Source organism: Promicromonospora citrea, assembly GCF_013004695.1.
Classification (GTDB): Bacteria; Actinomycetota; Actinomycetes; order Actinomycetales; family Cellulomonadaceae; genus Promicromonospora; species Promicromonospora citrea.
Window position 1 is genome coordinate 1 of the sequence record NZ_JABEMG010000126.1, and the last position, 13,160, is coordinate 13,160.

Here is a 13,160-nt window from a genome sequence, read left to right on the forward strand (position 1 = left end):
CGCCCCGTGCCCGGTCCGGCGGGCCGCGGGCGGAGGCGGTCCGCCGAGGCGGCGCTCGCCGCCGTCGTCGCCGGCGGGTCGGTGAAGGTGGTCGCCTACCTCATGGAGCGCAAGATCCGGCGCGTCACGCTCCGGGTCGGGCTGGACACCGAGTCGCTCGACGGGCTGGCCGAGGTGCTCGGCGCGGCACCGCACCGGGTGTTCAGCACGCACGCCCCGACGCGCGGGCTGTTCCGCCGGTCGGCGCACACGCAGGTCGAGGGCGCGTCGGGGTCGGGCGCGTGGAGCATCGCCGTGCCGACGGAGCACGTCCAGCTCCTCCGGTACGTGCTCGCGCGGGCGACGGGCCTGCCGCACGGGACGGACACGGACCTCGACGTGCGGTGACGGGGCGACGTCCCGGAAGGACGCGCCTCGGAAGGACGCGCCTCGGAAGGATGCGTTGAGTGCTGGATCCCCGTCCGGTTGATGGCCTTCGCGCGGGCGAGGACCCAGCACTCAACGAGCTTGTTCCGCCCAGGCGGGCGAGAGACGCACCACGTTGCCGACCACGATCACCGCGGGCGGGCGGACGCCGACCTCCGCCGCGCGGGCCGCGATCGTCGCCAGGGTCCCCACCGTCACCCGCTGGCCCGGCCCGTAGCCGTCCTCGACCACCGCGACGGGCGTGTCGGCCTGGCGGTCGGCCGTCACGAGGGCCTCGGCGCTCTCGGCGAGACGGGTCACGCCCATGAGCAGCACCAGGGTGTGGTCGGGCCCGCCGGGGACGTCGGCGGCGCCGTCGTGCCCGGTCAGGACGCTGAAGCCGCGCGCGACGCCGCGGTGCGTCACCGGGATGCCCGCGGCGGCCGGCACCGAGACGGCGGACGTCACGCCGGGCACCACCTCGACCTCGAGCCCGGCCGCGCGGCAGGCGGCGAGCTCCTCGCCGCCGCGGCCGAACACGTACGGGTCGCCGCCCTTGAGGCGCACGACGTCGCGCCCGGCCTGGGCGTGCTGGATCAGCAGCGCGTTGATCTCGTGCTGCGGCACGGGGTGGTTGCCGCTGGTCTTGCCGACGTCGACCACCTCGACGCCGGGGGAGAGCTCGCGCAGCAGGGCGCGCGGGCCGAGCCGGTCGACCACCACGACGTCGGCCTGGGCCAGCACGGCGCGGCCGCGTGCGGTGACGAGGCCCGGGTCGCCGGGCCCGCCGCCGACGAGCCACACCCGTCCGGGACGGGGCGGCTGCTGGGCGTCGGGCACCGTGCGCGGACGGTGCCTGCGCAGCGGGAGCGCCCCCGACTGGAGCGCGGCGGCCACCGCGTCCCGGATCGCCTGCGACCGGCGCGGGTCGCGGCCCGCGGTCACCGCGACGGTCGCCTCGGTGCCGTCCGTGAGCGCGATGCGGGCCACGGCGGGCACCCAGGCGGTGCCCACGGACGCGTCGCCCGCGGTGACGCAGAAGACGCGGGCCCGCTCGGCGTCGTCGGCCACCTGGCGGTCCACGGCCGGCGAGCCCGTCGCGGTGTGCACGAGCCAGGCGCCGTCGAGGTCGCCGGGCGCGTAGTCGCGGCGCACCCACTGCACGGTGCCGGGCTCAGGCTCGGGCAGCGCACGGGCGCCGGGGTCGGACGCCTCGATCGGGGCGGGCTGCTGCTCGGCCAGCACCGTGTGCGGCGCGATCAGGCGGACGCGCGCACCGGCGTCGACCAGCCCGGCGACGCGGCGCGCGGCCACGGGCCCGCCGCCGACCACGACGACGAGCCGGCCGGCGACCTTGAGCCCCAGGGGGTAGAGGTGATCAGACATGAAGACCGCACTCGTCCTTGTCGCGCCCGGCCCACCGGCCCGAGCGCGCGTCCTGACCGGGCAGCGGCCGCGCGGTGCACGGCTCGCAGCCGACCGACGGGTAGCCGTCGGTGAGCAGAGGGTTGATGACCAGGCCGTGGCGCTGCGCGTACGCGGCGACCTGCTCGTCGGTCCACGCCGCGATCGGGTTGATCTTGACGACGCCGTTGCGCTCGTCCCAGCTCACGAGCGGGGCGTTCGCCCGGGCGGCGGTCTCGCTGCGGCGCACACCGGTCGCCCACGCCTCGTAGTCCGTCAGGGCCTCGCGCATCGGGGCGACCTTGCGCATCGCGCAGCACGCCTCGGGGTCGCGGTCGTGCAGGCGGGGGCCGTGGACGGCGTCCTGCTCCGCGACCGACAGCGCGGGGCGGACGTCGATCACCGTGATGTCCAGCTCGATCTCGGCGGCGCCGCGCGTGCCCAGGGTCTCGGCGAAGTGGTAGCCGGTGTCACCGAACAGCACGTCGACGAACGGGAACTGCTCCGAGACCAGGTGGGAGAGCACGGTGTCCTGCATCGAGGAGGCGACGGCCAGGTACGGGCCGAACTCGCGCACCGCCCACGCGATCACGGCATGGGCGTCCGCCTCCGGCGTGCCCTCCGACGCGTTGAGCTGCGCCTGCCCGCGCTCGACGACGGCGCGCAGCTCCTCCGGGGTGCGCTTGCGGCGTCGGGCCCGGGCGGAGGGGCGTGCCGCGCGGATCCGCTCCCGCGCGGCGGCGCGGGCGCGGACGCGGGCGAGCCGCGGGTTGAGGCCGGCCTCGGAGGCCGAGGCGGGGGCGGTGAGCGTCAGCGCGGACGCAGGCTCCGTCGTGGTCATCGCAGGGCCTCCTCGTCGGCGCGGTGCGCCCACTCGGCGAAGGACTCCTCGCCGTCGTGGTCGGCGTCGTAGCGGCGCACGACGCGCTCGACGTAGTCGGCGATCCCGTCGGCGGTGACCTTGAGGCCGCGCACGGTGCGCCCGAGCCCGGCGTCGTCCCGGTCGGGGGAGACCAGGCCGCCGCCCAGGTGGACCTGGAAGCCGGGCACCTGGTTGCCGTCGTCGTCGAGCACGAGCTGGCCCTTGAGGCCGATGTCGGCCGTCTGGATGCGTGCGCACGAGTTGGGGCAGCCGTTGACGTGCAGGCTGAGCGGCTTGAGCGAGCCGAGGTCGCCGAGGCGCTCCTCGAGCTGCGTGATCGCGGCGGCGGACGTCGCCTTGGTCTCGACGATCGCGAGCTTGCAGTACTCGATGCCCGTGCACGCGATGGTGCCGCGGCGGAACGGGCTCGGGCGGGCCTTCAGGCCGAGCTCCGCGAGGCCGGTGATCAGGGACTCGACCTGGTCCTGCGCGACGTCCAGCACGAGCAGCTTCTGCTGCGGCGTCAGGCGCACGCGGCGGCTGCCGTGCGCCTCGGCGAGGTCCGCGAGGCGCGCGAGCGTCTCGCCGGACACCCGCCCGACGGTGGGGGCCGCGCCGACGTAGAACCGGCCGTCGTGCTGCTCGTGCACACCCACGTGGTCGCCCGGCCCGTCGTAGCCGAGCGACGACGGCGACGGCGGCTCCACGCCGTCCCGCAGGCGGTAGCCGAGGTACTCGTCCTCCAGCACCTGCCGGAACTTCTCCACGCCCCAGTCGGCGAGCAGGAACTTCAGGCGGGCCTTGTTCCGCAGCCTGCGGTACCCGTAGTCGCGGAAGATGCGGACGACGCCGTGCCACACCTCGGGCGCCTCCTCGGCCGAGACGAAGGCGTCCAGCCGCTCCGCGAGCCGCGGCGTGGTCGACAGCGCGCCGCCCACCCACACGTCGTAGCCGATGCCGTGCTCGGGGTGGTCGACGGCGACGAACGAGACGTCGTTGATCTCGTGCACGACGTCGAGGCTGGGGTGGCCGGTGATCGCCGACTTGAACTTGCGCGGCAGGTTGGCCAGCGCCGGGTCGCCGATGAACCGCTCCTGGATCTCGTCGATGACCGGTGTCGGGTCGATGAGCTCGTCCTTGGCGACGCCCGCGACGGGGCTGCCGAGGATGACGCGGGGCACGTCGCCGCACGCCTCCGTGGTGCTCAGCCCCACCGCCTCCAGACGCCGCCAGATCTCCGGCACCGACTCCACCTCGATCCAGTGGAGCTGGATGTTCTGCCGGTCGGTGATGTCCGCGCTGCCCCGGCCGAACTCGGTGCTGATGCCGGCGATCGTGCGGAGCTGGTCCGTGGACAGGGCGCCGCCGTCGATCCGGACGCGCAGCATGAAGTAGCGGTCCTCGAGCTCGTGCGGCTCGAGCGTCGCCGTCCTGCCGCCGTCGATCCCGGGCTTGCGCTGCGTGTACAGGCCCCACCAGCGGAACCGGCCGTGCAGGTCGTCGCCGGGGATGGAGTCGAAGCCCTCACGGGCGTAGATGCGTTCGATCCGGTCGCGGACGGCCAGGGGGTCCGACTCCTGCTTGAACTCCTCGTTGTGGTTCAGCGGGGCGGTGCCGTCGACCTTCCACTGGCCGTTCGGGCGGGCGGGACGCTTCGTGGGCCGGGTCGTCGGCTGGGCAGGGGCGGTGTTCACCATGGGCAGGGTCCTGTTCGACGTGCGCGCGGGCGGTGAGCTGGCTGGGGTGGTGCGCGTCGTGGGCGGGCAGGAGGCCGTCTCCCAGGGGTGACCGGGGACTCGGCGCTGCGGGCCGGCGGCGCGTGCTGACCTTGCGGGGGGGCGAGGGGCGCGTCAGTGCAGACAGCTGCGACAGCGGTCGCAGGCACGAGTCGGCATGGCGCGCATCGGCATCTCGTGACGGGTCGTCACGAGGGTGCTGCGCGCTGCTGCCGTGGTCATGGCGACGACGGTAATCGGGGGCCCGAGCGGGCGGAAGACCACGTCCACATAGTGGATGTCTATTGGCGGCATCGATGTTTCCTATGGATTTCCCGACCGGACCAGTCGGGAATGTCCGTGGGACGTGTCACGAGTGGTGTCGTTCGGACCTGGGGCAGGGTCGCCCCGGCTAGGCTGGCCGGCATGGAGATCCTCTACAACGTCTTCGTGTTCCTGCACTTCGCGAGCTGGGCGCTCGTGTTCGGCGGGTCGATCGCGTCGCTGCGGACCACGGCCCTCTACAAGGGCGTCTCGCACGGTGCGCTGGGCGCGGTCGTGGCGGGCGTCCTCATGGTCGGCATCGCCGAGATGGGCGGCCTCTGGGACGACGGCGGCCCCTCGATGGCGAAGATCGGCGTCAAGCTGGTCGTCGCGCTCGCCGTCGCCGTGACCGCCGTGATCGCCGTGCGCAAGGGCGAGAACGTCTCCCAGGGTCTCAAGGGCGCCGTGCTCGGCCTGACCCTGGTGAACATCCTCGTCGCGGTGTTCTGGAACTAACGGCTCGCCAGCCAGACCCGGTGGGCGGCCAGGCTGCGGTCGAAGAGGCCGCGCAGGGCGTCGGCGTCGACGCCCTGCAGCCTGGCGCCCAGGCTCACCAGGGCGTCGCGCCAGTCGTCGTACGAGGTCAGCGCGATCCGCTCCGGCCGTGAGCCGATGCGAGTGAACTGGCAGCCGCGCAGCGTCTCCGCGGCGTCGGGCAGGCGGCGCTGCACCACGAGGGTGCGCGCGTAGGCGCCGCCCTGCGGGTCGGTGAGGCTCCGGTGGGCGGCCTCGGCCCGCTCGGCGGTGAGCGGCTCGTCGACGACGTCGACCGCACCGAAGCTGCCCCGCGGGTCGTGGTGGAAGGTCCAGCCGCCGGGCCGCACCTCGAGCCGGTAGGTGAACGGGCCCTGGTGGTAGGTGCCCGCGAGCAGCGGCAGCGGCTCGTGCAGGGCGTCGCCGCAGCCGACGTCCGGCCACCACACCCCGCCCGGGTTCGCGTCGGTCGGCAGACCGTGCACCGACAGCGCCAGGTGGCCGACGTGCACGTCGCGACGTTCGGCGTCGTCGTCCCAGTTGTGGCCCCACGCGGGCACGACGTCGTAGCCGAGCGCGCGCAGCACCGCCGTCAGGATGCCGTTGTGGTGGAAGCAGTAGCCCGCGTTCCCGCCGGCGGCCACGCGCTCGAGCGTCCGGCCGACGTCGATCGCCGGCGGGCTGCCGAGCATCGTGTGCAGGTTCTCGTAGGGGATGCGCTCGGCGTGCCTGCGGTGGATCTCGACCAGCGTGGCGAGGTCGGCCGCGGGCGACCCCGCGATCCCGAGGCGCGCGAGGTAGCCGCGGACGGCGTCGCCTCCCTCACCTGGTCCCATGACGTGCAGCGTAGCCGCGCGCACCCGCTAGGGTTTCGGCGTGGACGTATGGGGAGAAGTGCTTGTCGGCGTGGCCGTCCTGGTGGGACTGGTCGGCATCGTGGTCCAGGTCCTACCCGGGTCGGTCCTGGTCGGCTCCGCCATCCTGGTGTGGGCCATCTTCACGGGCGGCACCCAGGCGTGGGTGGTCTTCGGCGTCGCTGCCGCCGCGATCGTGATCGCCGAGGTGGCCCAGTGGCTGCTGGCCGGCAAGCACCTGCGCAAGGCCAACCTGCCGTGGGCGACGCTGGCCGTCGGCGGCATCGCGGGCATCGTCGGGTTCTTCGTGGTGCCGGTGGTCGGCCTGTTCCTGTTCTTCGTGGGCGCGATCTTCCTGCTCGAGTGGGCGCGCCACAAGGAGGTCGCGGCGGCCTGGACGTCGACCAAGGCCGCGGTCCAGGCGACGCTCATCACGATCGGCGTCCAGCTCATCGGTGCGCTGGTCGCCGCGGCCGCGTGGGTGATCGGCCTCTTCCTGACGTAACGACCCGAAGGGTCCGCCGCGAGCAGGCGACCCGGCACGGAATCAGCGTCGATTCCGTGCCGGATCGCCTGCTCGCGGCCCGGCCGCGCCGCTCAGGAGGCCGGCGCGTCGAACACCAGCAGCGTGCTCGTCGCCGTCGCGACCACCGTGCCCGTGGCGTCCCGGACCTCCGCCTCCGTGAAGCCCACGCGTGAGCCGGCCTTGACCACGCGGCCCTCGGCGGTCAGCGGGCCGCTGTTCCCGCGCACGGCCTTGAGGTAGCTGACCTTGATCTCGATCGACGTGTAGCCCTTGCCCGGCGGCAGCACGGACTGGATCGCGCAGCCGCACACCGTGTCCAGCAGGGTGCACAGCACGCCGCCGTGGATGGTGCCGATCGGGTTGTAGCCGGACTCGTCGGGCGTGCACGCGAAGCCGACGCGCCCCTCCTCGACGTCGACGATGTCGAACCCGAAGTGGGCGGCGATGGGCGGGGGCGGGATCTCGCCGTCGCGCATCCTGCGGAGGAAGTCGACGCCGGGCATCCGCGGCGCCTGGGCGGCGAGCTGCAGGGGGTCGTACCAGGTCAGCTCGCGGGTGCGCGGCTCGCCCCAGCTCTCGGGGCCGCCCTCCGCCTGCGGGGTCGCCGCGGCGGGGGTCTGCTGTGTGTCGGACATGGTCGCAAGGGTAGTGTCCGGCACATGCAGGCAGCCGACCTCCCCCTCGTCCGCACCGTCTCCCGCCCCGCCGTCCACCCGGACGGCACGTGGGCCGTGGTGTCCGTGACCCGCCCCGACCTGGACGCCGACGCCACGGTGGGCCAGCTCTGGCGCGTACCGCTCACGGGCGAGGGCGAGCCGCGCCGGCTGACGCGCGGCTTCCGCGACACCGAGCCGCGGTTCTCGCCCGACGGCGGCCTCGTCGCCTTCCTGCGCGCGGAGCCCCAGGCGGCGCCGCAGCTCTGGGTGCTGCCGGTCGCGGGCGGCGAGGCGGTCCAGGTCACCGACCGCGCGCTGGGCGTGTCCGGCTTCCACTGGTCGCCCGACGGCACGCGCCTCGCGTTCCTCAGCCGGGAGCCGGAGCAGGGTCGGTACGGCACGGTCGAGGGCATCGCGCCCACCGCGGAGGGCCCGCGCCGCATCACGGGCTGGAGCTGGACCCGCAACGGCCTGGGCTACCACCGCGACCGCCCGCAGCACGCGTTCGTCGTCGACGTGCCGGACGTCGCCGCCGAGCCCGTGGTGCAGCCGGCCCCGACGCCGGAGGGTCCCGCCGAGCCGCGCCCCGCCGTCGCCGAGCCGCGCCGGGTGACCACGGACGACGTCGACCACACCGACCTCGCGTTCACGCCCGACGGCACCGCGCTCGGCGTGATCGCGGAGCGCGAGCAGGGTCAGGGGCAGGCGTTCAGCGGCGTGGTCCGCGTGCTGCCGCTGACCGGCTCGTCCGGCGGGGTGTCCGACGTCGACCTCGGCACGCTCAGCCCCCAGGCCGTCGCGTTCGGCGCGGGCGGCGAGCTGTACGTCGTCGCGCAGGACCTGGGGCCGGAGGGCAAGGACTTCGTGGCACGCAACGCCGCGCTCTACGTGCTGTCGGCGTGGGCCGACCCGGCACCCCGCCGGCTCACGGACCCCGAGACGCAGGGCGTGGGCGGCAGCCCCGTCGTGCTGCCCGACGGCGGCGTGCTGCTCACCCTCGAGACCCGTGGCACGCAGCAGGTGCTCCGGGTGGCCGACGACGGGACCACGACCGAGCTGACCAGCGGGGACGTGGTGGTGTCCGAGATCGGCGCCGCGGGCGGCGTCGTCGCGGTCGCGTACGCGGACCCGGGCACGTACGGCGACGTCGCACTCGTGACGGACGGCGGGCTGCGCCGCGTGACCGACTTCTCGGCCCCGCTGCGCGCGACCGGGGCCGTGGCCCCGAAGGAGCTCACCGTGACGGGCCGCGACGGCTACCCCGTGCACGGCTGGGTCGCGGTGCCGGAGGGCACCGGCACGCACCCGACGCTGCTCATGATCCACGGAGGCCCCTATGCGGCGTACACGACCGCCCTGTTCGACGAGACGCAGGTGCTGGTCGACGCCGGGTACGCCGTCGTCTACTGCAACCCGCGCGGGTCGGCGGGCTACGGGCAGGAGCACGGTCGCGCGATCCGGCAGGCGATGGGCACGGTCGACCTGCACGACGTGCTCGACTTCCTCGACGGCGCGATCGCGGCCGACGGGCGCCTCGACGCGGGGCGCGTCGGCGTGCTGGGCGGCTCGTACGGCGGGTACCTCACGGCGTGGACCATCGCGCACGACCACCGGTTCGCCGCCGCGGTCGTGGAGCGCGGGTTCCTCGACCCCGAGACGTTCTTCGGCACGAGCGACATCGGCTCGTTCTTCGGCCTGGAGTACGTGGGCGAGACGCCGGAGCAGGTCGCGGCGCAGTCGCCGCAGGCCGTCGTCGGCCAGGTGACGACGCCGACGCTCGTGCTGCACTCCGAGCTCGACCTGCGCTGCCCGCTGTCCCAGGCGGAGCGGTACTACTCCGCGCTCAAGCGGCACGGCGTCGAGACCGAGCTGGTGGTCTTCCCGGGTGAGAACCACGAGCTGTCCCGGGCGGGCAGGCCGCGGCACCGCAGGCAGCGGTTCGAGGTCATCCTCGACTGGCTGCAGCGGTACCTGCCGGTCGGATGAGAGCATCGAACCCGTGCGCATCATCACCACCCCCCTCGCCGAGCTCGACACCGTGATCGCCTACGGCGTCTGGAAGCTGCGGCAGGACGTCTTCGTCGTCGAGCAGGACTGTCCCTACGAGGACCTGGACGGGCGCGACCTCGAACCGACCACGGTGCACGTGGTGATGCTCGGGGAGGCGGCCCCGGACTCCGTGTCCGACGGCGGGACGCGCGTGCTCGGCACGGCCCGGGTGCTCGACGACGGCGACGTGTGGCGCATCGGCCGCGTCGCGCTGGTCAAGGGTGCGCGCGGCCGCGGCCTCTCGGACGAGGTGATGCGCGCGGCCCTCAAGCACGTCGAGGACGCGGGGGACCGGCGCGACGTCGTGCTCGACGCGCAGTCCCCGCTCACGCGCTGGTACGGCACGCACGGGTTCGTGGCGGACGGCGAGGAGTTCCTCGAGGACGGCATCCCGCACACCCCGATGCGGCTCGCGCGCGGCTGAGCGGGTGCGGGCCGGCGGTCGCGGGCGACGGTCGGCGACATGACCACCACCCGCTTCGACGCGTTCGACGACGTCGCGCCGGGCGACTTCGCGCTGGTCTACCTGGTGTTCAACACGATCAGCAACGTGACGACCCAGGACGGGCAGGTCGAGGTGTTCCGCAACGCCGCGGCCCACCTGCGCCCGGGCGGGCTGTTCCTCGTCGAGGTGGGTGTGCCGGACCTGCGGCGGCTGCCGCCGGGGCAGGACACCGTCCCGTACGCGGTGGCGCCCGACCCGGCCGGTGGCGGCTACGTCGGCTTCGACCGGTACGACGTGGTGACGCAGCGTTTCACGTCGAACCACGTGACGGTCGGGCCGGACGGCGTCGGCAGGTTCCGGGTGGTGCCGTTCCGGTACGCGTGGCCCGCCGAGATGGACCTCATGGCGCGTCTGGCGGGGATGCGGCTGCGGCACCGGTGGGCGGGGTGGGACGAGAGCCCGTTCACCGCCGAGTCCGACAGCCACGTGTCGGTCTGGGAGAAGCCTCAGTAGGCCCCGCGGCCCGAGACGACCGCGCGTGCCGTCTGCGCGAGGATCAGCAGGTCGAGGAACGGGGTCCAGTTCTCGGCGTAGTAGACGTCGAGCCGCACGGCCTCCTCCCACGACAGGTCGGAGCGGCCGGTCACCTGCCAGAGGCCGGTCATGCCCGGCTTGACCAGCAGCCTGCGGCGCATGCGCTCCTCGTACGCGGCGACCTCGTGCGGGAGCGGCGGGCGCGGCCCGACGAGGCTCATGTGCCCGGCCAGCACGTTGAACAGCTGCGGCAGCTCGTCGAGCGAGTAGCGGCGCAGGAACCGGCCCACCCGGGTCACGCGCGGGTCGGTCCGCATCTTGAACAGCGGACCCGCGCCCTCGTTCGCGGCGGCGAGCGCGCGGACGTCGGAGTCCGCGCCGATGTACATGGTGCGGAACTTGACCATGGGGAAGAGCTGGCCGTTGCGGCCCACGCGGTGCGAGATGTAGAACACCGGGCCGCGGCTGGTGGCTGCGACGGCGACGCCGACGGCCAGGAGCACGGGGGAGACCAGCACCGTGATGACGGCGGCCAGCGCCCAGTCCATGACCTGCTTGACGGAGAACTTGGGCCCGCCGAACCGGGGCGTGTCCACGTGCAGGAGGGACATGCCCGGGGCGGGGGAGACGGTGATGCGGGGCACGGCGACGTCGGCCAGCTCGGCCGTCAGCATGAGGTCGACGCCGTAGCGCTCGAGCTCCCAGCCGAGCCGGCGCACGTCCTCCGCGGTGATCTCGTGGGAGCTGCTCACCGCGACGGCGTCGGCCCCGAGCCGGTGGGCCACGCGGCCGACGTCGCTGAGGTCGCCCAGCACGGGCACGCCGCTGACGTGCTCGCCCGGACGGACGCCGCCGGACGGCACGCACACGCCGGCCACGACGAACTCCTGCTCGGGCGTGCCGTTGAGCAGGCTGATCAGGCGCCCGGCCTGGGGGCGGTCGCCGATCGCGAGCAGGATGGTCAGACCGCCGTCACCGCGGCGGCGCTGGCGCAGGAGGTGCTGCCGCCACGCGTACCGGGCGCCGACGAGCGCGACCATGCCGAGGGGGAACGCGACGAGCAGCGGGCCGCGCGCGTCCGAGTACGCCGTGACCCACGCGAGCAGCACGACGAGGCTGAACGCCTTCCACGTCGCGTCCAGCACGCGCTGGTACTCGGACATGCCGCGGCCGAAGAAGCGCACGTCGTAGGCCCGGTTGGTCGCCAGGGCGGCGAGCCAGACGGCGGCGAGCAGCGCGGTGGCCGCCGTGTGCACGGTCAGGTCGGCGGGCGTGCGCAGGGCACCGCCGTCGACCACGAGCTGCAGCCCGTAGGCGGTGGCGAGCGTCGCGCCCACGACGGCGACGTCGGTCAGCCGCAGGCGCGCCTGGTACCCCGCCTGCCAGCCCGTACGCGCCCGAGGGGTGGGCACGGCGTGCAGCGGCCGGCCGTTCGCGTCCGGGGCCAGGGTGCGGGCCTCACGCAGGGTCGAGCTCGCGGCACGGCCGAGTCCTGCCGACGCGGTGAAGCGGAGCGGCTGCTCGCCGCCAACCGAGTGTGTGGTCACGCTCGATCCCTTCGGGTTCCTGCTCCTGCGTTTCCGGGCACAAGCGATCGGACGCGCTGGTGGCGTCGTCGCACGGGGGGTGGTTTCGCTCCCTGCCCACGGGGGTGATGGGCACCCGTGGCTGGACACCCAAAGTACGGCCTCGGTCCCGACAACGTGGGCTGAACCGGCAGAAGTCACCCGCTCGGCCCCAATATTCACCTCTCGGGCGGGCCATTTCTGTCCAATAGTGTTCATTTCACCCAGGTGAAAGCGCGGGTGACGCCCGGTTCACCCGGTCTGGGGTCTCACTGGTCGGGCACGGCCCTGGCAGAGTCGTGCGCCATGACCACCGTCCTCCTGGCCCATGCCTCGGCCGAGCTCTACGGCTCCGACCTCCAGCTCGTCGAGACGGCGGCGGCGTGCGCCGATGCCGGCGCGACCGTCGTCGTCGCCCTCCCGGACCACGGTCCGCTCGCCGAGCGGCTCGCCGCCGTCGGCGCGCGCGTCGAGGTCGTCGACACCCCCGTGCTGCGCAAGGCCCAGCTCTCGCCGCGAGGCCTCGTCGGGCTCGCCGCGCACACCGTGCGCGCGCTCGGGCCGATGGTGCGGCTGGTCCGGCGCCTGCGGCCGGCCGCCGTGCTCGTCAACACCCTCACGATCCCCGCCTGGCTCGTCGCGGCCCGGCTCGCCGGCGTCGGGCCCGTGTGCCACGTCCACGAGGCGGAGGCCGACGTGCCCCGGGTGCTGCGCTGGGGCCTCGCGGCACCGCTCCTGCTCGCGCGGCAGGTGGTGGTCAACTCGGAGGCCGCACGCGGCGTCGTGGTGGGTGACCTCCCGATGCTCGGGCGGCGTACCCGGGTGGTCTACAACGGGGTGCCCGGGCCGGACGTGCCGCCCGAGGCCCCCCGGTCCGGACGGGGTCCCGCCCAGGTGGTGCTCGTCGGCCGGCTCTCGCCGCGCAAGGGCAACGACGTCGCCCTCGAGGCCGTCGCGCGGCTGCGCCGCGAGGGCCGCGACGTGCGGCTGGCGCTGTGCGGGTCGGTGTTCAGCGGCTACGAGTGGTTCGAGGACCAGCTGCGGCAGCGGGCGGCCGAGCCCGACCTCGCCGGCGCCGTCGAGCTGCCGGGCTACGTCGAGCCGTGGGACTGGTTCGCGCGCGCCGACGTCGTCGTCGTGCCCTCGCGGGTCGAGCCGTTCGGCAACGTGGCGGTCCAGGCCCTGCTCGCCCGGCGGCCCGTCGTGGTCAGTCGCACCCAGGGCCTCGCGGAGATCGTGCGCGACGGCGAGACCGGCCTCCTCGTGCCGCCCGACGACCCCGGCGCGCTCGCGGCGGCGGTCGGCGCGCTGCTCGACGCCCCCGACCGGGCCGCGGCGCTCGCGGAG

Annotated in this window: 13 protein-coding genes; 7 read left to right on the forward strand and 6 right to left on the reverse strand. The window is 74.4% G+C overall.

The features are described 5' to 3' along the window. Nucleotides 1-387 (forward strand): hypothetical protein (locus HLB15_RS18940; RefSeq protein ID WP_212760088.1); only part of this gene is annotated, 387 nt, incomplete at its 5' end. A gap of 111 nt (nt 388-498) precedes the next feature. On the opposite strand, the gene cobA is transcribed toward HLB15_RS18940, so the two are convergent. From cobA to HLB15_RS18955, 3 genes are read right to left on the reverse strand one after another with little or no spacing between them, the layout of a single operon-like run. After that, nucleotides 499-1,791 (reverse strand): uroporphyrinogen-III C-methyltransferase, encoded by a 1,293-nt coding sequence (gene cobA / locus HLB15_RS18945; RefSeq protein WP_171107531.1) that lies wholly within the window; start codon nt 1,789-1,791, stop codon nt 499-501. Further along, on the reverse strand, nt 1,784-2,650 hold the full coding sequence (locus HLB15_RS18950; protein ID WP_171107533.1) for a phosphoadenylyl-sulfate reductase: 867 nt from the start codon (nt 2,648-2,650) through the stop codon (nt 1,784-1,786). Before HLB15_RS18950 ends, cobA begins: the two co-directional genes overlap by 8 nt. Then, nucleotides 2,647-4,368: a nitrite/sulfite reductase gene (locus HLB15_RS18955; protein WP_171107535.1), complete on the reverse strand. Its 1,722-nt coding sequence runs from the start codon at nt 4,366-4,368 to the stop codon at nt 2,647-2,649. Before HLB15_RS18955 ends, HLB15_RS18950 begins: the two co-directional genes overlap by 4 nt. Nucleotides 4,369-4,812: 444 nt before the next feature. Here HLB15_RS18955 and HLB15_RS18960 point away from each other — a divergent pair, with 444 nt between their 5' ends. After that, complete coding sequence (locus tag HLB15_RS18960) at nt 4,813-5,166, forward strand: hypothetical protein (protein ID WP_171107546.1); 354 nt, start codon at nt 4,813-4,815, stop codon at nt 5,164-5,166. Here HLB15_RS18960 and HLB15_RS18965 read toward each other — a convergent pair. Continuing rightward, nucleotides 5,163-6,020 (reverse strand): arylamine N-acetyltransferase family protein, encoded by an 858-nt coding sequence (locus HLB15_RS18965; RefSeq protein ID WP_171107548.1) that lies wholly within the window; start codon nt 6,018-6,020, stop codon nt 5,163-5,165. The genes HLB15_RS18960 and HLB15_RS18965 overlap by 4 nt on opposite strands. 58 nt (nt 6,021-6,078) lie before the next feature. Between HLB15_RS18965 and HLB15_RS18970 the strand changes: the two genes are divergently transcribed. Beyond that, on the forward strand, nt 6,079-6,543 hold the full coding sequence (locus HLB15_RS18970; RefSeq protein WP_505909234.1) for a DUF456 domain-containing protein: 465 nt from the start codon (nt 6,079-6,081) through the stop codon (nt 6,541-6,543). Nucleotides 6,544-6,635: 92 nt separating this feature from the next. On the opposite strand, the gene HLB15_RS18975 is transcribed toward HLB15_RS18970, so the two are convergent. Beyond that, nucleotides 6,636-7,199, reverse strand: a complete 564-nt coding sequence (locus HLB15_RS18975) for a PaaI family thioesterase (protein WP_171107553.1) — start codon at nt 7,197-7,199, stop codon at nt 6,636-6,638. A 24-nt stretch (nt 7,200-7,223) separates the two neighbouring features. On the opposite strand from HLB15_RS18975, the gene HLB15_RS18980 reads away from it, so the two are divergent. From HLB15_RS18980 to HLB15_RS18990, 3 genes are read left to right on the forward strand one after another with little or no spacing between them, the layout of a single operon-like run. After that, nucleotides 7,224-9,206, forward strand: coding sequence for a S9 family peptidase (locus tag HLB15_RS18980; protein WP_171107555.1), 1,983 nt, complete (start codon nt 7,224-7,226; stop codon nt 9,204-9,206). A 13-nt stretch (nt 9,207-9,219) separates the two neighbouring features. Continuing rightward, nucleotides 9,220-9,693 (forward strand): GNAT family N-acetyltransferase, encoded by a 474-nt coding sequence (locus tag HLB15_RS18985; protein ID WP_171107557.1) that lies wholly within the window; start codon nt 9,220-9,222, stop codon nt 9,691-9,693. 39 nt (nt 9,694-9,732) lie between these two features. Then, nucleotides 9,733-10,227 (forward strand): hypothetical protein, encoded by a 495-nt coding sequence (locus HLB15_RS18990; RefSeq protein WP_308424909.1) that lies wholly within the window; start codon nt 9,733-9,735, stop codon nt 10,225-10,227. Here the strand turns inward: HLB15_RS18990 and HLB15_RS18995 are convergent. Next, complete coding sequence (locus HLB15_RS18995; RefSeq protein ID WP_229784947.1) at nt 10,221-11,795, reverse strand: sugar transferase; 1,575 nt, start codon at nt 11,793-11,795, stop codon at nt 10,221-10,223. The genes HLB15_RS18990 and HLB15_RS18995 overlap by 7 nt on opposite strands. A gap of 324 nt (nt 11,796-12,119) precedes the next feature. Between HLB15_RS18995 and HLB15_RS19000 the strand changes: the two genes are divergently transcribed. Then, on the forward strand, nt 12,120-13,160 hold a 1,041-nt coding region (locus HLB15_RS19000), incomplete at its 3' end, for a glycosyltransferase (protein ID WP_171107561.1).